The organism is Mesorhizobium sp. LNJC405B00 (genome assembly GCF_000502615.1).
GTDB lineage: Bacteria > Pseudomonadota > Alphaproteobacteria > Rhizobiales > Rhizobiaceae > Mesorhizobium.
In genome coordinates this window covers 114,395-135,663 of sequence record NZ_AYWC01000011.1, presented here as the reverse complement: position 1 = coordinate 135,663, position 21,269 = coordinate 114,395, and the positions used below count along the sequence as shown (strand labels likewise).

General features: G+C 63.2%; 19 protein-coding genes and 1 pseudogene. 9 read left to right on the top strand and 11 right to left on the bottom strand.

Going from position 1 to position 21,269, the window contains the following annotated elements:
- Window positions 1–24: 24 nt before the first annotated feature.
- From X756_RS01000000165820 to X756_RS145420, 4 genes are all read right to left on the bottom strand, one after another.
- Window positions 25–1,032, bottom strand: a complete 1,008-nt coding sequence (locus X756_RS01000000165820) for an acyltransferase (RefSeq protein ID WP_245264551.1) — start codon at window positions 1,030–1,032, stop codon at window positions 25–27.
- Window positions 1,033–1,320: 288 nt separating this feature from the next.
- Window positions 1,321–2,118 carry a xanthine dehydrogenase family protein subunit M gene (locus X756_RS145410; RefSeq protein WP_023730733.1) on the bottom strand — a complete coding sequence of 266 codons (798 nt, stop codon included), beginning with the start codon at window positions 2,116–2,118 and terminating at the stop codon, window positions 1,321–1,323.
- 105 nt (window positions 2,119–2,223) lie between these two features.
- Complete coding sequence (locus X756_RS145415; RefSeq protein ID WP_023730732.1) at window positions 2,224–4,569, bottom strand: xanthine dehydrogenase family protein molybdopterin-binding subunit; 2,346 nt, start codon at window positions 4,567–4,569, stop codon at window positions 2,224–2,226.
- A 123-nt stretch (window positions 4,570–4,692) separates the two neighbouring features.
- Window positions 4,693–5,193 (bottom strand): (2Fe-2S)-binding protein, encoded by a 501-nt coding sequence (locus X756_RS145420; protein ID WP_023725653.1) that lies wholly within the window; start codon window positions 5,191–5,193, stop codon window positions 4,693–4,695.
- Between the two features lie 403 nt (window positions 5,194–5,596).
- Here X756_RS145420 and X756_RS145425 point away from each other — a divergent pair, with 403 nt between their 5' ends.
- Window positions 5,597–6,688 carry an FIST signal transduction protein gene (locus X756_RS145425; protein WP_245264561.1) on the top strand — a complete coding sequence of 364 codons (1,092 nt, stop codon included), beginning with the start codon at window positions 5,597–5,599 and terminating at the stop codon, window positions 6,686–6,688.
- Between the two features lie 3 nt (window positions 6,689–6,691).
- A complete protein-coding gene (locus X756_RS145430) occupies window positions 6,692–8,035 on the top strand; it encodes a hybrid sensor histidine kinase/response regulator (RefSeq protein WP_023688174.1) in 1,344 nt (447 codons plus the stop codon).
- A 104-nt stretch (window positions 8,036–8,139) separates the two neighbouring features.
- Here X756_RS145430 and X756_RS145435 read toward each other — a convergent pair whose 3' ends face one another.
- Window positions 8,140–8,823, bottom strand: coding sequence for a response regulator transcription factor (locus tag X756_RS145435; protein ID WP_023730729.1), 684 nt, complete (start codon window positions 8,821–8,823; stop codon window positions 8,140–8,142).
- Window positions 8,824–9,033: 210 nt separating this feature from the next.
- On the opposite strand from X756_RS145435, the gene X756_RS145440 reads away from it, so the two are divergent.
- From X756_RS145440 to X756_RS145455, 4 genes are all read left to right on the top strand, one after another.
- Window positions 9,034–9,756 (top strand): fumarylacetoacetate hydrolase family protein, encoded by a 723-nt coding sequence (locus tag X756_RS145440; RefSeq protein ID WP_023730728.1) that lies wholly within the window; start codon window positions 9,034–9,036, stop codon window positions 9,754–9,756.
- Window positions 9,757–9,760: 4 nt separating this feature from the next.
- A complete protein-coding gene (gene maiA, locus X756_RS145445) occupies window positions 9,761–10,411 on the top strand; it encodes a maleylacetoacetate isomerase (RefSeq protein WP_023691062.1) in 651 nt (216 codons plus the stop codon).
- Between the two features lie 36 nt (window positions 10,412–10,447).
- A complete protein-coding gene (locus X756_RS145450) occupies window positions 10,448–11,491 on the top strand; it encodes a zinc-dependent alcohol dehydrogenase family protein (RefSeq protein WP_023730727.1) in 1,044 nt (347 codons plus the stop codon).
- A 126-nt stretch (window positions 11,492–11,617) separates the two neighbouring features.
- On the top strand, window positions 11,618–12,199 hold the full coding sequence (locus X756_RS145455; RefSeq protein ID WP_023730726.1) for a hypothetical protein: 582 nt from the start codon (window positions 11,618–11,620) through the stop codon (window positions 12,197–12,199).
- A 21-nt stretch (window positions 12,200–12,220) separates the two neighbouring features.
- Here the strand turns inward: X756_RS145455 and X756_RS145460 are convergent, their stop codons facing one another.
- Window positions 12,221–13,084, bottom strand: coding sequence for a DMT family transporter (locus X756_RS145460; protein ID WP_023730725.1), 864 nt, complete (start codon window positions 13,082–13,084; stop codon window positions 12,221–12,223).
- Window positions 13,085–13,190: 106 nt separating this feature from the next.
- Here X756_RS145460 and X756_RS145465 point away from each other — a divergent pair, with 106 nt between their 5' ends.
- On the top strand, window positions 13,191–14,609 hold the full coding sequence (locus X756_RS145465) for a PLP-dependent aminotransferase family protein (protein ID WP_023710734.1): 1,419 nt from the start codon (window positions 13,191–13,193) through the stop codon (window positions 14,607–14,609).
- A 4-nt stretch (window positions 14,610–14,613) separates the two neighbouring features.
- On the opposite strand, the gene X756_RS145470 is transcribed toward X756_RS145465, so the two are convergent.
- Entirely contained in the window at window positions 14,614–15,507 is an 894-nt protein-coding gene (locus tag X756_RS145470) for a LysR family transcriptional regulator (RefSeq protein WP_023710735.1), read from the bottom strand.
- Window positions 15,508–15,638: 131 nt separating this feature from the next.
- On the opposite strand from X756_RS145470, the gene X756_RS145475 reads away from it, so the two are divergent.
- Window positions 15,639–17,111, top strand: coding sequence for an MFS transporter (locus tag X756_RS145475; RefSeq protein WP_023730724.1), 1,473 nt, complete (start codon window positions 15,639–15,641; stop codon window positions 17,109–17,111).
- 15 nt (window positions 17,112–17,126) lie between these two features.
- On the opposite strand, the gene X756_RS145480 is transcribed toward X756_RS145475, so the two are convergent.
- The 3 genes from X756_RS145480 to X756_RS145490 all read right to left on the bottom strand — a co-directional run bounded on the left by X756_RS145480 (window position 17,127) and on the right by X756_RS145490 (window position 19,609).
- Entirely contained in the window at window positions 17,127–17,624 is a 498-nt protein-coding gene (locus X756_RS145480; RefSeq protein WP_023681725.1) for a MaoC family dehydratase, read from the bottom strand.
- A gap of 160 nt (window positions 17,625–17,784) precedes the next feature.
- A complete protein-coding gene (locus tag X756_RS145485) occupies window positions 17,785–18,207 on the bottom strand; it encodes a phasin family protein (protein ID WP_023672638.1) in 423 nt (140 codons plus the stop codon).
- 106 nt (window positions 18,208–18,313) lie between these two features.
- The gene (locus X756_RS145490; RefSeq protein WP_023730723.1) at window positions 18,314–19,609 is read right to left on the bottom strand and encodes a DUF445 domain-containing protein; all 1,296 of its coding nucleotides are present in this window, start codon (window positions 19,607–19,609) and stop codon (window positions 18,314–18,316) included.
- 295 nt (window positions 19,610–19,904) lie between these two features.
- On the opposite strand from X756_RS145490, the gene rirA reads away from it, so the two are divergent.
- A complete protein-coding gene (rirA, locus tag X756_RS145495; protein ID WP_023672640.1) occupies window positions 19,905–20,366 on the top strand; it encodes an iron-responsive transcriptional regulator RirA in 462 nt (153 codons plus the stop codon).
- A gap of 108 nt (window positions 20,367–20,474) precedes the next feature.
- Here rirA and X756_RS01000000165815 read toward each other — a convergent pair.
- Window positions 20,475–21,264, bottom strand: a pseudogene (locus X756_RS01000000165815) (heme ABC transporter ATP-binding protein).
- Between the last annotated feature and the right edge of the window lie 5 nt (window positions 21,265–21,269).

Here is a 21,269-nt window from a genome sequence, read left to right as displayed (position 1 = left end):
TCCGTAGCCCTCACCAATTCCGGTTCAGCCAGGCCCGCGCGGGCTTCTCGACCAGATAGTAGCTGCATAATGCACAGGCGAAGACAGCCGCCAGCATCGGATCGGCGCACTGCCCTGCTCGGCGACGAATTTGTAGAAGGGCTGTTGCCAGAGATAGAGCGAGTACGACCACAGCCCGATCATCACCATCGGCCTGGATGAAAGCAGGCCGGTCAGATGCCAGCTGCTGGTGTCCAGCGTATTGACGGCAAGCGCCAGCAAGGGCACCGCCAGGAGATAGTGGACCGGCGTCGGCACCGGATCGAGGAACAGCAGAATGGCGGCGGCCGCCGACACCAGACTGACATAGGGACCCTTCAGGAATGCCGGCAGCCGGTCATCGTGCCTGAGCAGGCAGATCGATGCCGACAGCAGGATCGAGGCGATATGCACGTCGGTGCGCCAATAGCTGTGCTCGTAATCCATGCCGAGCACCCAGTACGAAATGGCGCCATTGGCCATCGCCAGCAGCGACAGCGTCACCAGCAGCCGCACGACATTGCCCCGCCCGGTCACCGCCACGCTGATCAGCGCCAGGATGATGTAGGCGTGCTCTTCCACGCATAGCGACCAGATGTGGTCGAGCGCGCCGGCGCGGGTGATGAGAATTCCGGCATAGTTGTAGGTGAATGTCAGCGCCGTCAGCGCCGCCTTCCATTTGAAGCCGATAAAGGTGCCGGAGAGCCCGATCATGGCTGATGTCACGAACACCAGCAGCGCGGGATAGATGCGCGAAAAGCGACGCTTGAAGAATTTTTTCAGCGGAAAGCGTTCGATGAACAGTATCTCGCCCATCAGCCGGCCTGAGAGCACGAAGAAGAACTCGACGCCGAGCACGCCGAGATTGATCCCGGGAACGGGGAAGAAATGGCCGATCAGCACCAGTGCGATCGAAAGCCCGCGCCAGCCATCGAGATAGGCCAGTCTTGCTCTGGCTGCTTTGTCGGCTGTGGCCCGCGGCAGGGCAACAGACGCTGCGGAGATGTCGGCCATGCCGATCCTCTACGACGCAAGATCTTGGCGCAGCTCACACCGCCGCGCGCAGAATCCACCCCGTGTTCCGCCAAGCTATACATATTGCAGTGCAATATCAGATTGTGCAAGTGCGAGAATGGGGCTAGGCAGTCCCTTGGGAAGTATGCGCCTGTTCTTGCACGGGAATTACCTGAAACAACGGATTTGCGCGTGGCAGCGAACCCGCAAGGACTGGGCAGTTACAGCCCGCCGCAGACGAACAAAGGGGCCGCGATGGCCCCTTTCCTTGTCAGTAGCTTTATGATGTCAGGCGTTGGCTGCCGCCACCGCGCGCTTGGCCATCACGGCGATCAAATTGGCACGGTATTCGGCCGAAGCGTGGAGGTCGGTCATCAAATTCTTCGCCGGCACTTTCACGCCGTCGAGCGCCGATGCGGCAAAATTCTTCGCCAGTGCGGCTTCGATCTCCTTCGAGCGGAACACGCCGTCATCGCCGGCACCGGTAACGGCAACGCTGACCCCGTCCCTGCCCTTGGCCACGAACACGCCGACAATCGCATAGCGCGAGGCCGGGTTGCGGAATTTTTCGTAAGCAGCCTTGGCCGGCGCGGTAAAACTCACCGCGGTGATGATCTCGCCTTCTTTCAGCGCCGTTTCGAACAGGCCGGTGAAGAATTTCGCGGCTGAAATCTCGCGCTTGTTGGTGACGATGGTGGCGCCCAGCGCCAAGAGCGCCGCCGGATAATCGGCGGCTGGGTCGTTGTTGGCGACCGAGCCGCCGATCGTGCCCTTGTGGCGCACCGCCGGATCGCCAATCAGCGACGCAAGGTGCGCAAGCGCCGGACAGGCCTTCCGCAGCTTCTCGTCATTGGCGACGTCGTAATGGGTTGTGGCGGCGCCGATGGTGACGGTCTTGCCCGACACCTTGACGCCTTGCAGTTCCTTGATCCGCGACAGGTCGATCAGGTCGGAGGGTGCGGCGAGCCGCGTCTTCATCGCCGGGATCAGCGTCATGCCGCCTGACAAAAGCCTGGCGTCGCCGCTCTTCACCAGCTTGGCGGCGTCGGCGACCGAGGCGGCGCGGTGGTAGTTGACTGCGTACATGGGATCCTCCCCTGAAGTGGTTAGGCAGTAGTGAGTATGGAGTAGGGAATAGGGACGCTGTCATCTCCGGTAATGCCCATTCCCTACTCACTACTCCCTACTCACTCATTTCTTCGCCCTAATCGCCGCCCACACCGTCGACGGCGAGGCCGGCATGGCGATGTCCACAATCCCCAAAGCGTCGGTGATGGCGTTGATGACCGCCGGCGGCGAGCCGATGGCGCCGGCCTCGCCACAGCCCTTGATGCCGAGCGGATTGCTCGGACACGGCGTGTTCGAGGTCGACACCTTGAATGACGGCAGGTCGTCCGCGCGGGGCATGGTGTAGTCCATATAGCTCGCCGTCAAAAGCTGCCCGCTATCGTCATAGTGAGCGCCTTCCAGCAGCGCCTGGCCGATGCCCTGGGCGATGCCGCCATGCACCTGACCCTCGACGATCATCGGGTTGATGATGTTGCCGAAATCGTCCGCCGCGACGAACTGGACGATCTCGGTCGTGCCGGTTTCCGGATCGATCTCGACCTCGCAGATGTAGCAGCCCGCCGGGAAAGTGAAGTTCGCCGGATCGTAGAAGGCGGTTTCCTTCAGTCCCGGCTCCATGCCTGCCGGCAGATTGTGAGCGGTGTAGGCGGCAAGAGCCACCTGGAACCAGGGCAGGCTCTTGTCGGTGCCGGCGACCTTGACCTCGCCATTCTCGATGACGATGTCGCCCTCGTCGGCTTCGAGCAGATGGGCGGCGATTTTCTTGGCCTTGGCCTCGACCTTGTCGAGCGCCTTGGCGATTGCCGACATGCCGACCGCGCCCGAGCGCGAGCCGTAGGTGCCCATACCCATCTGCACCTTGTCGGTATCTCCATGGACGATCGAGACCGAGTCCAGTGGCACGCCAAAACGCTGGTTGACGAGTTGCGCGAAGGTCGTCTCATGGCCCTGGCCATGGCTGTGCGAGCCGGTCAGCACCTCGATCGTGCCGACGGCATTGACCCGCACTTCGGCCGATTCCCACAGACCGACGCCGGCGCCGAGCGAGCCGACCGCCGCCGACGGCGCGATGCCGCAGGCCTCGATGTAACAGCTCATGCCGATGCCGCGCAGCCTGCCTTGGCTGGCGGCCGCCGCTTTGCGCTTGGCAAAGCCGGCATAGTCGGACGCCTGTGTCGCCGCATCGAGCGAAGCGCCATAATCGCCGGCGTCATAATTCATGATGACCGGCGTCTGGTGCGGAAACTCGGTTATGAAATTGATGCGCCGCAACTCCGCCGGAGAGACCCCAAGTTCACGCGCGGCCGTCTCCATTGTCCGTTCGAGCAGATACGTGGCTTCCGGCCGCCCTGCCCCGCGATAGGCGTCGACGGGTGCCGTGTTGGTGTAGACGGTGCGCACATTGGCGTGGATCGTCGGGATGTTGTACTGGCCCGACAGCAGCGTCGCGTAGAGATAGGTCGGCACGCAAGACGAGAACAGCGACATGTAGGCGCCGAGATTGGCGATCGTGTCGACCTTGAAACCGGTGATCTTGTTGTTCCTGTCGAACGCCATTTCGACCGTCGAGACATGGTCGCGGCCATGCGCGTCGGTGAGAAAGCTTTCGGTGCGGTCGGCAACCCATTTGACCGGCACGCCGGTCTTCTTCGACGCCCACAGGCAGACGATCTCTTCGGGATAGATGTAGATCTTCGAGCCGAAGCCGCCGCCGACATCGGGCGCAATGACGCGCAGCTTGTTTTCCGGCGCGACATTGTAGAAGGCGCTCATAACTAGCCGCGCGACATGCGGGTTCTGCGACGTCGTCCAGCAGGTAAAATGGTCCTCGGCCTTGTCGTAATGGCCAAGGGCCGCGCGCGGCTCCATGGCGTTGGGAACCAGCCGGTTGTTGACGATCTTCATGCGGGTGACATGGGCCGCCGCCTGGATCGCCGCGTCGGTCGCCTTGGCATCGCCAATCTCCCAGTCGAAGATAAGATTGTCCTCGGCTTCGGCATGGACCTGCGGCGCACCTTTTTGCAGCGCCTTGGTGGCATCGACCACCGCCTTCAATTCCTTGTAGGTGATCTCGACCGCTTCGGCCGCGTCGCGGGCCTGGCCCTTGGTTTCCGCCACCACGATGACGACCGCGTCGCCGACATAGCGCACCTTGTCGACGGCCAGCGGCGACCACGCGCCCATCTTCATCGGCGAGCCGTCCTTGGAATGGATCATCCAGCCGCAGATCAGGTTGCCGATGCCGTCGGCCTTGAGCTCCTTGCCGGTCAAGACGCCGATGACGCCGGGCATCGCCTGCGCTCGTCTGACGTCGATCTTCTTGATCTGAGCATGCGCGTGCGGGCTGCGCACGAAAGCGGCATGCTTCATGCCGGGAACCACCATGTCGTCGACATAGCGGCCGGCGCCGGTGATGAACCGTTTGTCTTCCTTGCGCACGACCCGAGCGCCGATGCCTTCAATGCCCATAGGAATTCCTCCGGAATAGCGAATAGTGAGTAGCGAATAGTGAACAGTGAGTAGGGAATTGTGCTCGGAGCGGTTCGGCTAAACCGACTACTCGCTATTCACTATTCACTACTCGCTTCTTTCTTACGCTGCCTGTTTCGCCCTGCCCTTCGGCACCTTCGCCATCGTCTGCGATGCGGCGAGGATCGCCTTGACGATGTTGTGGTAGCCGGTGCAGCGGCAGATGTTGCCTTCGAGCTCGGCGCGCACCGTCGCCTCGTCAAGGCCTTCGGGATGGCGCGCGATCATGTCGGTCGCCGTCATGATCATGCCCGGCGTGCAGAAGCCGCATTGCAGCCCATGATGTTCCTTGAACGCGGCCTGCATCGGATGCAGGTCGCCGCCATTGGCAAGCCCTTCGATCGTCACCACGGTCGACCCGGAGGCCTGCACAGCCAGCATCGAACAGGACTTCACTGCCCTGCCGTCGACATGCACGACGCAGGCGCCGCATTGAGAGGTGTCACAACCGACATGCGTTCCGGTGAGACCAAGATTTTCGCGCAGGAAATGAACCAGAAGCGTTCGGTCCTCGGCAGCGCCGCTGATCCGTTTTCCGTTCACGACAAACGAAACGTCCGACATGCATCCTCCCTGGGTATGACCTTGGTAGTCATGCTGCCGATGCGGCTTTGGCGCTCGGCCATGCCCTATTGGTACACTGCACAAAGCGCAAAAAACACACGGCGCTCATTGTACTTTCGGTCATGGACAAAACGAAAATCATGGGCCTGTCCGCCCCATTGCCAAAGAGCGAATAGGGGGCAACAATGCCCTCGACGCCAGCGCGCCGAGAGACATAAAACGGGCGCGCGCAGGAAGCGTCGGAGGATATCGGGAGGAAGCCTCTGGCCAGTTCACGGACGAGCTATGCATCCGGTCTGTCGGCGCTCACCACCGACGAGCCCGACGCCGATGCATTCGCCCTGGCGGTCNATCCGGTCTGTCGGCGCTCACCACCGACGAGCCCGACGCCGATGCATTCGCCCTGGCGGTCGCCGTCGAGGCCGCAGCCATCGATGCCGGCTTTGCCCTGCTGTTCTTCTCCCAGAGCCTGTTTGACGCGAGCGTCCTTTCGCAAGGGCTGAAGACCCACGCGCCGACGCTGGCCTACGCCGCCTGCTCGACCGCCGGCGAGATTACCCCCCAGGGCCTGGAGGAAGGCCATGTGCTGGCGCTGCTCTTTCCCTCCGCGTCGTTTTCGGCGGTCAGCACCATGGTCGACAATCTCTCCTCGTCGGGCATGGACAGGATCACTGATGAAGTCGAGGGCTTGCGGCGGTTGCTGCGCGGACGCACCGGCAGTTGCCATGCCAAAAGCACCTTCGCGCTCTGCTTCATCGACGGCCTGTCCTTTGCCGAGGAAGCTGTAACCTCGGCCATCCATTGGGGGCTGGACGACATCCCGCTGATAGGCGGTTCGGCGGGCGACGATTTGAAATTCGAAACCACCAGGCTGATTTCGAACGGCAAGGTTGCGTCCGACAGCGCCATCATTGTGCTGATCGCCACCGAGATCCCGTTCCATGTCTTCAAGATCGACAATTTCATCCCAACCGACGAGAAGCTGGTGGTGACGGCATCCGATCCGGACCACCGCACCGTGCGCGAATTCAACGCCACCAACGCGGCTGAGGAATATGCAGCCTCGGTCGGCATCGTTGCGCAGAACCTGACGCCGATGAGCTTCGCCTCGCACCCGGTGGTGGTGAAAGTGGGCGGCGAATATTACTGCCGCTCGATCCAGAAGATGCATGCCGACGGTTCCCTGTCATTCTTTTGCGCCATAGACGACGGCGTCGTGCTGTCCATCGCCCAGCCCAAGGACATGGTGGAATCCACGCGCGCCGCACTGCGCGACGTCGAGCAACGGCTCGGCGGCATCGACATGATCCTCGGCTTCGATTGCGTGCTGCGCCGGCTCGACGCCCGCAACCGCCAGGTGTTCCGCGACATTTCGGAGCTCTACCGGGTCAACAATGTCATCGGCTTCGGCACCTATGGCGAACAGTACCGTTCGATGCATCTGAACCAAACCTTCACCGGCATCGCCTTCGGCGAACGCCAGGCGGCGGAATAGCGCATGCCGCTCAGGGACATCAACGACGTCGACAGGCTGAAGAAGATCAACGCCGCTCTGGTCAGCCGCGTCGAGCGCTCAATGGACCAGCAGGGCAACGCCTTCTCGCTGTTCCAGACCGCAATTTCACTGGAAAACCGCGTGCGCATGCGCACCGAGGAACTACACTCGACCTTGCGCCGGCTGGAACAGTCGAACATCGACCTCAGCGCCGCCAAGGAAAACGCCGAACTGGCAAACCTGTCCAAGACCAGGTTCCTGGCCGCCGCCAGCCATGACGTGCTGCAGCCGCTGAACGCCGCCCACCTCTCCGTCTCGGCGCTGGCCGAAGTGCAGACCAGCGACGAGGGCAAGAAACTTGTCCGTCAGGTCGAGCGCTCGCTGGAGACCATGGAAGACCTGTTGCGCACGCTGCTCGACATTTCCAAGCTCGATGCCGGTGTGGTGCAGCCCGACATCGGCGATGTCAATCTGGAGACGCTGTTTTCCTCGCTGCGGTCGGATTTCCTGCCCGTGGCCGAGATGAAGGGGCTGGCGCTGAAGTTCCGCCCGGTCAGCGCCGTGGTGCGTTCGGACCGCACGCTCTTGCGCCGCATCCTGCAAAACATCCTGTCCAATGCGCTGCGCTATACCCCTTCGGGCGGCGTGCTTGTCGGCACAAGGCATCGCGGCGATACCATCCGCATCGATGTCGCCGACACCGGCTGCGGCATTCCCGACGACCAGCGCGAGGCGGTGTTCGAGGAGTTCCATCGCGGCTCCGCCATTCCAGCCGACACCGGGATCTCCGGCGGCGGGCTGGGCCTGGGCCTTGCCATCGTGCGGCGCATGGCTGCCGCGCTCGGTCATCCCGTGACGTTCTCCTCGAGGGTTGGGCGCGGCACCATCTTCCACATCGACGTGCCGGTCGGCATCGGCGCCAGCGCCGACGCCATCGCCAGCCTTGCCGAGATGGAGCGGCCGCGCGGCTACGGCCTGTTCGGCACCAAGGTGCTGCTGGTCGAAAATGACGCCGACGTGTTGCAGGCGATGACCTTCCTGCTCGAGCGCTGGCAGTGCCTGGTGCGCGCCGCGACCTCGACCGAGGCTGCGATCAGCCTGCTTGGCGACACCGACTGGGTGCCCGACATCGTCATTGCCGACCAGCATCTCGACGACGGCGACCTCGGCACCGCAACAATAGCCGAAGTGCGCGATTATCTCGGCCGCGCCGTGCCGGCGCTGATCGTCACCGCCGACGGATCGGAGGCCGTCGCCAAAGCCGCCCGCGCCGCCGGCATCGAACTGATGCGCAAGCCGCTGAAACCGGCGCAGCTAAGGGCGCTGCTGGCGCATTTGCTGGCTTGAGCCCCATACCCTCCCCTCGATGGGGAGGGTCGGCGCGCAGCGCCGGGNCCCCCACCCCGCTCCGCTTCGCGGATCGACCCTCCCCACAAGGGGGAGGGTAAAGATCAAAACCCCGCCTGATCCCTGAACAACTCCGCATTGTCCAGCTTCGACACCTCGATCACCGCTTGCGTGCGGCTGTAGACGTTTAGCTTGCGTAGGATCTCCGAGACGTGCGCCTTCACCGTGGTCTCGCCGACCTGCAGCTCGTAGGCGATCTGCTTGTTGAGCAGGCCCTGGCGCAGCATCTGCAGCACCCGCAGCTGCTGCGGCGTCAGTTTCGCCAGCCGCTGCACCATGTCGGCGCGGTCTGTGCTGTCGGCGTCCGGCGGCTGTCCCTCATAGTTTTCAGGCACATAGATCGCGCCTTCCATCACCGAGCGGATGGCGGCGGCGAGATCGCTCTTGCGCGCTGACTTCGGGATGAAGCCGGCCGCACCATAGGACAGTGCTTCTGAAATGATCTTCGGCTCCTCATAGCCCGAGACGACAACCACCGGCAGTCGCGGATGGCGGGTCCTGAGCTGCAGCAAGCCGTCGAAGCCATGAACGTCGGGCATGTTGAGATCGAGCAGCGCCAGATCGAACGGTTTTATCCCACCCAAGAGATCGAGCGCTTCGGCGATCGAGCGCGCCTCCACCGTGTCGACTTCCGGGTACGCCATCTGCACGGCGCTGTGCAGCGCCTCGCGAAACAACGGATGGTCGTCGATGATCAGAAACCGGGCGCGATCGTTCACTGCGGTCATGGTGTTCGTTTCAGTCCTCCCTGGGCAGGATACTCCCGCTGGTATGGGCAGCTTATTGGCAAATAGTCTATCGCCATCTTAACCCCCGGAGGCGAAGCCGACTTTATCAGACAATCAAGGCGCAGCCGATGCTTTTGCGGACGCTGATGCCTTGCCCGGCGGTTCAAATCGGTCAAATGTCCCGTCAAGATCCCAAGCAGAGACCCGCGCATGACAGACTTCGTCCTTCCCCTGCCCGCAACACCATCGGTCGCCATAGAAGGCTCGGCCGAGCGCTTTGCGGTGCGCCGCATCTTCTGCGTCGGCCGTAACTACGCCGCGCACGCCCGCGAACTCGGCAATGACGAGCGCGACCCGCCCTTCTTTTTCACCAAGCCGGCCGATGCGGTGGTCGATAGCGGCACCACGATCCCCTACCCGCCGCTGACCAAGAACCTGCACCATGAGATCGAGCTGGTCGCGGCGATAGGCAAGGCCGGCTTCCGCATTCCCCGCGCGCAAGCGCTCGACCATGTCTGGGGCTACGGCGTCGGCATCGATCTCACCCGCCGCGACCTGCAGGACGAGGCCAAGAAGGCGTCGCGGCCGTGGGACTGGTCGAAGGCCTTCGACCGCTCGGCGCCCTGCGGCCCGTTGGTATCAGCCGCCAAATCCGGCCACCCGCAAAAGGGCCGCATCTGGCTCGCCGTCGACGGCACGGTGAAACAGGAGGGCGACCTCGCCGAACTGATCTGGCCGATCTCCGATATCGTTTCGATCTGCAGCAGTGCGGTTGTACTACAACCGGGCGACCTGATCTTCACCGGCACGCCGGCCGGCGTCGGCGCGGTGGCGCCGGGCCAGACGATGACCGGCGGCGTCGACGGCATCGGCACCATCGAGATCACTGTCGGCCAAGATTCGATCGGCCAAAATTCCACCGACAAGCCGTGATCCGATGAGCGACCTCGTCCTCCACAACTACTACCGCTCTTCCACCTCCTATCGCGCACGCATTGCGCTCGAGATGAAGGGCCTGACCTACGATTACGTGCCGCATCATCTGCGTCATGGCGATCATCTGGAGCCGGCTTACCTGGCGGTCAATCCGCAGGGGCTGGTGCCGGCGCTGATCCTGGGCGACGGCACGCTTTTGACGCAGTCGCTGGCGATCATCGAATATCTCGACGAGACCCATCCCGATCCGCCGCTGCTGCCGAAGGACGCGCTCGGCCGGGCGCGCGTGCGAATGCTGGCGCAGATGATCGCCTGCGACATCCACCCGGTGAACAATCTGCGCGTGCTGACCTCGCTGCGCACTTTGTTCGGCGCCGGCGACCAGGATGTCATCCACTGGTTTCGCCACTGGGTGAACGAAGGCTTCCAGCCGCTTGAAAAGATTCTGGCTTCATCGGATGAGACCGGCACATTTTGCCATGGCGACGCACCGGGCCTCGCCGACATCTGCCTGGTCGCCCAGATCGCCAGCAACGCCCGCTTCGGCGTCGACCTGACACCCTACCCCGAGATCTCCCGCATCCACGCCGCCTGCATGGCGCTGCCGGCCTTTCAGAAGGCGGCGCCGGAGAATCAGATAGATGCCGAATAGGCTCACAATGCCGGAGCAGAGCACGGAGAGTTGCCGATGAAAGCCGTCGTCTTCGAAAAATTCGGTGAGACGCCGAGAATCCTGACCGTGCCGGATCCGAAACCGGCTGCCGACGGCGTCGTCATCAAGGTCGAGGCGACCGGGCTCTGCCGCAGCGACTGGCATGGCTGGATGGGCCATGACGATGGCATCACACTGCCGCATGTGCCGGGCCATGAACTGGCCGGCATCGTCGTCGCCGTCGGCAAGCAGGTGACCCGCTGGAAGGCCGGCGAACGCGTCACCGTGCCGTTTTGCGTCGGCTGCGGCCGCTGTTTCGAATGCAATTCGGGCAATCATCAGGTCTGCGAGCACCAGACGCAGCCGGGTTTCACCGCCTGGGGATCGTTTGCCGAATATGTCGCCATCGAGCACGTCGACACTAATCTGGTGCGCCTGCCCGAGGAGATGGAGTTTGCCACCGCCGCCAGCCTCGGCTGCCGTTTCGTCACCTCGTTTCGCGCCATTGTCGACCAGGGCCGGGTGACGCCGGGCGAATGGGTGGCGGTGCATGGCTGCGGCGGCGTCGGCCTGTCGGCGATCATGATCGCCAGTTCCATGGGCGCCAATGTCATCGCCATCGATCTCACCGACGAGAAACTGGAATTCGCCAGAAAGATCGGCGCGGTGGCGACCATCAACGCCTCGACGACGCCGAACGTGGTCAAGGCGGTCAAGCAGATCACCAATGGCGGCGCGCATATGTCGATGGACGCGCTCGGCCACCCCACGACATCGTTCAACTCGATTGCCAATCTGCGCCGGCGCGGCCGCCACGTGCAGGTCGGCCTGATGCTGGGCGAACATGCCCGCCCGCAAGTGCCGATGGACAAGGTTATCGCCTTCGAGCTCGAAATCCTCGGCAGTCACGGCATGCAGGCCTACCGCTACCCCGCAATGATGGAAATGATCCGCGCCGGCAAGCTCAAGCCCGAACTGCTGGTCGGCAAGAAGATCAGCCTTGATGAGGCGCCGGCGGCGCTGATGGCGATGGGCGGTTTCGAGGGGATTGGCATTGGGGTGGTGACGAAGTTCGCATAGCCATCCGACAAAAATCTTTCCGCAATCGCTTTACAATCGACGTAGGACTATTCACAATCTGGAGTTGATAAAGATTAAGGAACACGCATAGATTGATGCGATCCATTCTCTTGGCCGAGGCCGGAAATGAGACTTTTTCTGCTCTGTCTTTTGTTGCTGTGGCCTACGCTCAGTGCCTGGGTGGAAGAGAGTGGAGTCGCTGACGCCCAAGCGCCAGGTCAGGGCTCCGCCTCGACATCCAATGAAGCAGAGACGGCAAAGGAATCCACTCTGCGGTTCGAAGATTTTCCGGCGAAGATTTTTCAAAAGAAGGCTGCGAAGGACATCCTAATTCACCCTAATGATTCCTGGGCGCAGGCAGTTAAGCCGGATATTCGCGAAGCGATGAAACGTGGTGCCGACTTCGCCGGTCACTTCTCCGTCGTTCTGGTCAACTGCGGCAATGCATGTATTGCCGCACGCATGGTTGATTTACGCACCGGTCAGCTCTTTTGGATTCCCGGGGGCTACCAGTTGGACTTGGAGTACTACGTAAGGAGTCGGTTAATGAGGGTTGCTTGGGCGGAACCTTCCGAAAATCCAGTGTGCGTGCGCCAGGATTTTGAGTGGACGGGGCGCAAATTCGTCAAGCGCTACGAGGATCGCGAGGAAGTCGCCGATTCGTCCGAATGTCCTGGTTTGGCGTACATAGGCAAGCCGCTTCAGTGAATAGCGGCAGCAGCAGCACTCTCACCGCGCAAACTTCTTCGCCCCGAACACGCAAGCCACCACGCCGAGCGTAACAACCACCATCAGCGGGCTGACCTGCTCGTGCAGCAGGGTCGCTGCCAGCGCGAGGCCGAAGAAGGGCTGCAGCAGTTGCAACTGCCCGACCGCGGCGATGCCGCCTTGCGCCAGGCCGCGATACCAGAACACGAAGCCGATCAGCATGCTGAACAGCGAGACATAGGCGAGACCGACCCAGGCGCCGGAGCCGACGCCGGCAAAGGATGGCGGCAGCGTCGCAAAGGTCAGCACAAGCATGATCGGCAGCGAGATCGCCAGCGCCCAGCAGATCACCTGCCAGCCGCCCAGCCTGCGCGACAATGCGGCCCCCTCGGCATAGCCCAATCCGCAGACGATGATTGCGGCCAGCATCAGGCCGTCGCCGACAGGTGAGGCCGTCACGCCTTGCATCAGGGCAAAACCGGCGACCAGCGCGCTGCCGATGCAGGAGAACAGCCAGAAGGCCGGGCGCGGACGCTCGCCACCGCGCAGCACGCCGAAGATCGCGGTGGCCAGCGGCAGCAGGCCGACAAAGATGATGGAATGGGCGGAGGTGACGTGCTTGAGCGCCAGCGCGGTGAGCAAGGGAAAGCCGACGACCACGCCAAGGGCGACGATCACCAGCGACAGAAAATCGCTGCGCGCCGGGCGCCTCTGTTGGAACAGCACGAGCATCGCCAGGCCAAGCAGTCCGGCAATCGCCGCGCGGGCCGAGGTCAGGAACGTCGGATCGAAATCCGCCACTGCGACGCGCGTCGCCGGCAGCGAGCCTGAGAAGATCAACACGCCGATGAATCCGTTCACCCAGCCGCTCGCGGTCTTGTCCATTCCAGGCTCCATTGCTTTCGCCCTCTATCGGGCAAGTGCCTATGGTGCAGCCAGAGACAATGCAGTACAATTCCGCAAAACTGTAATGGCTATCAGAGCAATACAGATGACCGAACTCATTTTGGAAACTGGCAATGCGCACCCTCCTGTCGCGACCACGCTTGTGGAAACTGTCATGGCGACCATCCGCCAGCGGATATCGGCGCGCAGCCTGACGCCGGGCGCGCGGCTGCCTTCGATCCGCGCCTTCGCCAAAGCCATGCAGGTGTCCAAATCCACCGTCGTCGAAGCCTATGAGCGGCTTGCTGCCGAAGGCGCGATACGCTCACGGCCGGGCTCGGGCTTTTATGCCGCCGGATCGCTGGCGCCGTTGTCGCTGGCCGAGATTGGACCCCGGCTCGACCGCGCCATCGATCCGCTGTGGGTTTCGCGCCAGTCGCTGGAAGCCGGCGACGAGATGCTGAAACCCGGTTGCGGCTGGATGCCGGCCTCGTGGATGCCGCAGTCCGCCCTGCGCCGGGCGCTGCGCACGGTGGCGCGCGCCGACGATGTCGACCTTGCCGATTACGGCACGCCGCTCGGTCTGCCGCCGCTGCGGCAATTGCTGGCACGGCGCATGGAAGGGCACGGCATCGAGGTCTCGCCCGAACAGATCATGCTGACGGAATCGGGCACGCAGGCCATCGATCTTCTGTGCCGCTTTCTGATCGGGCCCGGCGATACCGTGCTGCTCGACGACCCCTGCTATTTCAATTTTCACGCGCTGCTGCGCGCCCACCGCGCCAAGGTGGTCAGCGTGCCCTACACGCCATCGGGGCCGGATATCGAGCTGTTCGCGCAGGCGCTCGCCGAGCACAGGCCGCGCCTCTACATCACCAATTCCGCCATCCACAACCCGACCGGCGCGATCCTGTCGCCGGTGACCGCGCACCGGCTGCTGAAGCTCGCCGACCAGTCGGACCTGACCATCATCGAGGACGATATCTTCGCCGATTTCGAGCACAGCCCAGCGCCTCGGCTGGCGGCGTTCGACGGCCTCAACCGCGTCGTCCATATCGGCAGCTTCTCCAAGACGCTATCGGCGTCGGTTCGCTGCGGCTTCATCGCGGCACCACGCGACTGGATCGAGCAACTTACCGACCTCAAGATCGCCACCACCTTCGGCGGCGGCCGGCTGGCGGCCGAACTGGTGCTGACGCTGCTTAGGGACGGCAGCTACCGCAAGCACATGGAATTGCTGCGCGCGCGGCTTTCCCGCGCCATGGGCGAGACGGGCGCGCGCCTGAAGGCCATCGGCATCACGCCCTGGATCGACCAACCGGCCGGCTTGTTCCTGTGGTGCAGCCTGCCGGATGGCGTGGACGCGGCTGAAATGGCACGCCGCGCGCTGGCCGACAACATCGTGCTGGCGCCCGGCAACGCATTCAGCCTGTCGGGAACCGCCAGCCGGTTCCTGCGCTTCAACGTTGCCCAATGCCATGACGAGCGGATTTTCAGGGTGCTCAAGGCGGCAATGGCGCGCTGAGCGCTCAGCGGGAGGCCGCGCAGACCTCCCGAACGCAATCTCGCAGCCAGCGTTGCGCCGGATCGGCATCGAGCCGTGGATGCCAGAGCATCGAGATGGTGACCTCCACCGTGGCGACCGGCAGCGGAAAGCTGACCATGCCGGCGCGTGCGCCTTGCGTGTGCCGTTCGGGCACGCTGGCAATAAGGTCCGAAGCGCGCGCCATGGCGAGTGCAGCCGAAAAGCCGGAGACCATGCACATGACGGTTCGCCGCAGGCCGAGCAGCGCCAAAGTCTGATCGATCGGCCCTCTTTCCCGACCCCGCCGTGAAACGCTGATGTGGCGGCCGGCCGCGTAGCGTTCAGGCGTTACCGCGCCTTCACTCAAAGGGTGGCCGGCTCGCACAGCACCGACGAAGCGGTCGCGAAACAGCGCCTGTGTCAGCACTTCAGGTCCGGCCTCGCCGGCAACGCCGATTTCGAGGTCGATGTCCGCGTCGCGCAGCGAGGCGACATCCTTGTCGGATTTGGGCCCAAAGCGCAGCCGCGCGCCCGGCGCCTCGGCCTGGATGCGGGCGACAAGACGCGGCCCGAATTCCTCGACGAACCCTTCATTGGTGCGCAGCGTGAAGATCTGTTCCAGCTTTGCGAGATCGAGAGGCCTGGCAGGGCGCAGCAACGTTTCTGCTTCCTGGACGACATGGCCGGCCTGCTGCCGCAATGCCTCCGCGCGCGGCGTCGGGACCAGGCCGCGGCCGGCGCGGACCAGCAGCGGATCGCCGGTCGCTTCCCGCAGCCGCGCCAGCGTGCGGCTCATCGCCGAAGGGCTGAGCCGCAGCCGGGTTGCCGCGCGCGCCACGCTGCCTTCGGCGAGCAAAACGTCGAGCGCGAACAGCAGATTGAGATCGGGCGATGCCATCGGCGGATTGTAGCACATGCCATGGCGTTTGCCGCACGAATAAAATGCAAATGATGCGCCTTCCGCCATTCCATCCTGACGACTAGATCTCCGACAGGTCCGGTTGCGGGACTGACAAGGAGGAAATCGCCATGGCAATTGCTGAGCAGAACGAGTGCGCATCGGCGCCGCAGAACACCCGGTCCGCAGGCCTGGCCCACTCTCCTGTCTTGGCATTGGCCAGCCTGTCGCTCGCCACGCTGCTGTCGTCGCTTGGAACCAGCATTGCCAGCGTCGGACTGCCTTCCCTCATGCAGGCGTTCGGTGCGCCGTTCCAGTCCGTGCAATGGGTGGTTCTCGCCTATCTGCTCGCCATCACGGCCCTGATCGTCAGCGCCGGTCGGCTGGCCGATATGCTCGGCCGCCGGCCGTTGCTGCTCGGCGGCATCGCGCTGTTCACACTGGCCTCGGTGCTCTGCGGCCTGGCGCCGACGCTCTGGCTGCTGATTGCGGCGCGCGCCGTACAAGGACTGGGTGCCGCGCTGATGATGGCGTTGACGCTGGCCTTTGTCGCGGAGACCGTGACCAAGGAGAGAACCGGCAGCGCCATGGGCCTGCTCGGCGCCATGTCGGCGATCGGCACGACGCTCGGACCCTCGCTCGGCGGCTTGCTGATCGCCGGCTTTGGCTGGCGGGCGATCTTCCTCGTCAATGTGCCGCTCGGCCTCCTGACCTTTGCCCTCGCCTCGCTGGCCCTGCCTGCCCGCGACAAGACTGCGGAAGCAGCTCAAAACAGCTTCGATGCGATCGGGACGGTCTTGCTGGCCCTGACGCTGGCCGCCTATGCATTGGCCATGACGCTCGGCCGCGGCCATTTCGGCGCCCTCAACATCGGCCTCCTGGTGGCCGCCGGCATCGGCGTCGTTCTGTTCGGCGTTGCGCAGACGAAGGCGAAAAGTCCCTTGATCCGGCTTGCCCGGTTGTACGACATCCGGCTCAGCGCCAGCCTCGCCGCGAACCTCGTTGTCGCCACCGTGATGATGGCGACCCTGGTGGTCGCTCCGTTCTATTTGTCGCGAGGGCTGGGGCTCAATGCTGCGATGGTCGGCGTGGTCCTGTCGACAGGTCCGCTGGTCTCCGCGCTCTCGGCGCTTATCGCCGGCCGCCTCACCGATCGCTTCGGTACCAACAGGATGATGATCGCCGGACTATTCGGCCTGGTCAACGGCACCTTGCTTTTGTCGCTCGCCGCAACAAAACTCGGCATTGTCAGCTATATCGTGCCGATCGCCGTCACCTGCTTCGGGTACGCCCTGTTCCAGACATCCAACAATGCCGCCGTCATGAGCGGTGTCGCTGCCGGCGAGCGCGGCGTGGTGTCCGGCCTGCTCAATCTGTCGCGCAATCTCGGCCTGATCACCGGCGCATCGCTTATGGGCGCCATTTTTGCGGCTGCCTCGACGGGAGAACGGCAAAGCCAGGACATGCTGACCTCAGCGGCAGCCGCGCGCGGCATGCAGGTTACCTTTCAGACGGCAACGGTCCTGGCGGTGGCTGCGCTGTTGCTGGCACTGCTCTCGACCCGCGCCGGCGGCAGGCTGTCGGTGCGGCAACAGCCATCATGACCGAAGATAGGGAGCTTACGCTCCCGCCCGCTTGCGCCGCTCATAAAGCATGACCAGCGTTTCGGCGGTCAGCGCCGGCCTCTGTTCGCCCTCGATCTCGACCGTATTGGCGGCCTTCATCAGATACTGGCCCGGCCCCTTGTCCTCCACCGACAACAGCGTCGTGCGCAGCCGGATGCGTGCGCCGACCCTGACGGGCGCCAGGAACCGCACCTTGTCGAAGCCGTAATTGAAGGCGGCTTGCGTGTTTTCGGGTACGATGCCCATGCCCAGCGCCAGCGCGCCGATGATCGACAGCGTCAGATAGCCATGCGCGATCGTGGTGCGAAATGGGCTCTGCCGCTTCGCCCGCTCCGGATCGACGTGGATCCACTGATGGTCGCCTGTGCATTCGGCAAACTGGTTGATGCGGTTCTGGTCGACGGTCGTCCATTCCGACACGCCGAGCTCCTGCCCGGCCATCGCCCTTAACTGCTCGAAGGTCGGCGGCGTTTTCGGCCGTAGTTCCGTCATTCCTGCTTTCCCGGTGGCTCCCAGTGCCTCGGACCACGAACGGACGGCTCCTGTCAATTCGCCCGTTGCGATTCCGTTCCGCCATTTTCCGCCAAACAGCGTCCCTCGTCCATGCTCATGCGCCGCAACCGGCCCACTCCTCTCATGGATGCGTTGAGAGTTACTTCTTGTCATAGCCCGAGCGGATTTCCTCCATCGCTTCCTTGATGCGGCTGCGCAGGATTTCGATCGATTCGGTGCCGGATTTCTTGACCAGCTCGGCCACTTCGCCGGCATTTTTCAGGGCGGCTTCGAAGGATTTCCTGGCGAACTCCGCCTGTTTTGTCATCAGTTCCTGGGGATTGCCCGGCGCCTTGTAGCTCTGCGCCATGTCGCTGACTTCACGCAGCGTGTCCTGCAGCATCTCGCGCTGTCTGGACAACAATGAGGTCGCGCCGGCAGCTCCCGCCCGCGCCGATCTTTCCAGGGCCTCGAGGTTCTTGCGATGATGCGCGAGGATCGCCTCGACATTCGGCACCTTCAGGTCACGGCCGAACCGGCTGAACATGTCAAGGAACGAATCGGAGTCGGGTTGTTTGGCCATTGCTCGTGCTCCCCAGTGTCGCAAATGCTGAACCCTGTTCTGGACAATAGCACTCGCGCGCCGTGTGTCCATTCGGACGCCCAAGCAATTCAGCGGCAATGCAGCATCAGCCAGCGAGAAACAGCCTCTCCGCCGTGTAGAGCACGATACCCGCCAATCCGCCGATAATCATGCCGTTGAAGCGGATATATTGCAGGTCCTTGCCGATGTTCATCTCGATCAGCCTCGTCAGTTGGGCAAGGTCCCAGCGCTTGACCTGGTCGGCGATGAACGTCGACACACCGCTCTTCTGGCTCTCGACGAACGACGACAGCGCCACGACAAAGCCCTGGTTCATGTCGGCCCTGATCTGCGGATCGCCCGAGAGATGACGGCCGACCTCGACGAACATGTTGGCGAGATGCGCGCGAACAATCGAATTCTCCGCCTTGGCGTCCTGTTCGATGAACAGGCTGAGGCTCTGCCACATGTCGCCGGCGAGCGACTTCACTTCCGGCCGCGCCAGGAAATCGCGCTTCAGCTTCTCGGCCCGTTTGGCGTATTGCTTCGAGGTTCTGAGCCGCTCGATGAAGCTGTGAGCGAAACGGTCGAATTCGGCGCGCATCGGATGGTCGGGATCGGCCCGCACCTCGTCAAGCAGCGAACCGGCGGAAGCGACGATCTTCTTCAGCAGATAGGCGTCGGCTCTGAACAGGTTGAACAGCGACGGCAATTCCTCGCGGATTTTCGCGCGCATGGTCGCCAGCGCCTCTTCATCGTTCAGGAACCGGCCGATCACCCTGGTGAATTCGTCGAAGAGTTTCTGGTGGCGGCGGTCGTCGGTCAGTGCCGACAGCAATTCGGCCGCGAGCGGCGCCAGCGGCACCTTGTCGATCTGCTCCAGCATGCGGCTGGTGACGAAGCCCCGCAGGCCGGATTGCTCGATCGCCGCAAGCGTCTGCGGGACCAGCCGTACGACGAAGCGCGACAGGCCGGCAGAGCGTTCGGCGTCAGTCAGCCAGTCGGCGACGAGTGCTGCAAAATCGACCTCGGCCAGCTTTTCCCGCACCGGCCCGGGCGCCAGAAAATTGACCTCGATGAAGCGGCCCAGATTATCGGCGATGCGGTTCTGGTTCGCTGGGATGATGGCGGTGTGCGGGATCGGCAGGCCCAGCGGCCGCTTGAACAGCGCCACCACCGCGTACCAGTCGGCCAGGCCGCCAATGGTCGCCGCCTCGGCGAAGGCCGCCACGAAGCCCAGCCACGGATACTTGGCCTCGAACGATTTGGCCACGGCAAAAACCACGACGCAAAGCACCAGCGCAGCCGTGGCGAGGAACTTTGTCCGCCGCAACGCGAAAAGCTTGGCGCCCGTCTCGGCATCAAAACCGCCAGGCGCCAGGGACGAAGCCGATTGGGACATGATACGCCGCTCCTCATCGATCTCTTGGCTATCTGGCATGGGCTATTTAGGGGGTGTTTGGGCCCGTAGCATGATCGGATGGGCCGATTTCGTCCGGGAATTGCCGGTTTCGCACGCAAAGTTGACAAGAATATTCATCTATCATGCAATCCCAGTCTGGAATTGTTCCAAGGTATAGGCCATATTCCGATCAGGCCAGTGTGGGCGAATCCGAAACTCCGGGTGAGAAAGCCGCACCAGCACAATCTAAAATCTGGTGCAGTTCCAACGCGCCAGCACTCGGGTGAGGAATGAAATGCGGCTGACGCGCCAGACCAACTACGCCATGCGCATCCTGATGTATTGCGCCGCCAACAACGATCGCCTGAGCCGCATCCCCGAGATTGCGGCCGCCTATTCGGTGTCGGAGCTTTTCCTGTTCAAGATCCTGCAGCCGCTGGTCGAGCATGGCCTGGTCGAGACGGTGCGCGGCAGGAATGGCGGCGTGAGGATCGGCCGCCCCGCCGAGCAGATCAGCCTGTTCGACGTCGTACGGGTGACCGAAGAGAGCTTCGCCATGGCCGAGTGCTTCGAAAACGACGCCGCCGAATGCCCGCTGGTCGACAGCTGCCAGCTGAATTCGGCGCTGCGCGAGGCGCTCAACGCCTTCTTTGCCGTGCTTTCCCGCTACACGATCGCCGATATGGTGGCGGCGCGCCCGAATGTGCGTCATTTGCTCGGCATCGACATGCTGGTCCAGCGAGCACCGGCCGCCTGAGTTTTCTAGTGCATGTCGCTCAAAAGTGGCCCCGGTTTTGAGACAATGACATGCATAAAAACAAAGACCTAAAGCGCGTCGCCTGAGTCCGTTCAAACGCGACGCGCTTTAGGCGGCTGACTGCGGCAAGACGAACGGCATGTTCGCCGCCGGCAAACACACCGACCCTTAGCCGACAATCGAACACCTTTTCGATCAGATCGTCGCTCAGCACCTCCTGCGGTGAACCGTCGGCGGCGAGCCGGCCGCGATGCATCACGAAAATCCGGTCGGCATACATGGCCGTCAGATTGAGGTCGTGCAGGATGGCGATCACACCGCCGCCGCGCCGGGCGAAATCGCGGGCGATGTTCATGATGATCAGCTGGTGCTTGATATCGAGGCTGGAGACCGGCTCGTCGAGATAGAGATAGCGCGGCTTGCCGTCCAGCACCGGCGCCCAGACCTAGCACAGCACGCGCGCCAGTTGCACGCGCTGTTGCTCGCCGCCCGAGAGCTCCTGATAGAAACGGCCGGCAAAGCCGTCGAGGTCGACCCGCACCAGCGCCCGCTCGGGCAGACGATCATCTTCGCCCGGCAGAACGCCGGAACGGCCGCCGATAAGGCCGAGCCTGACCACTTCGTGCACGGTGAAGGGAAAGGACAGGGTCGTCGCCTGCGGCAGCACGGCACGCACGGTCGCGGCCTCCACCGGCCTCATCGCCGTGAGATCGCGCCCGTTAACGGCCACTGTCCCCACAAACGCCAGATCGCCCGACAACGCCTTCAAAAACGTCGTCTTGCCCGAGCCGTTGGGTCCGACGATTGCCGCAATTTCGCCCGGCCGCGCGACGAAATCGACATTGGCAACAATGCGTTTGCCGCCCATCGCCACCGAGACATCGCGTGCTTCGATCATGCCGC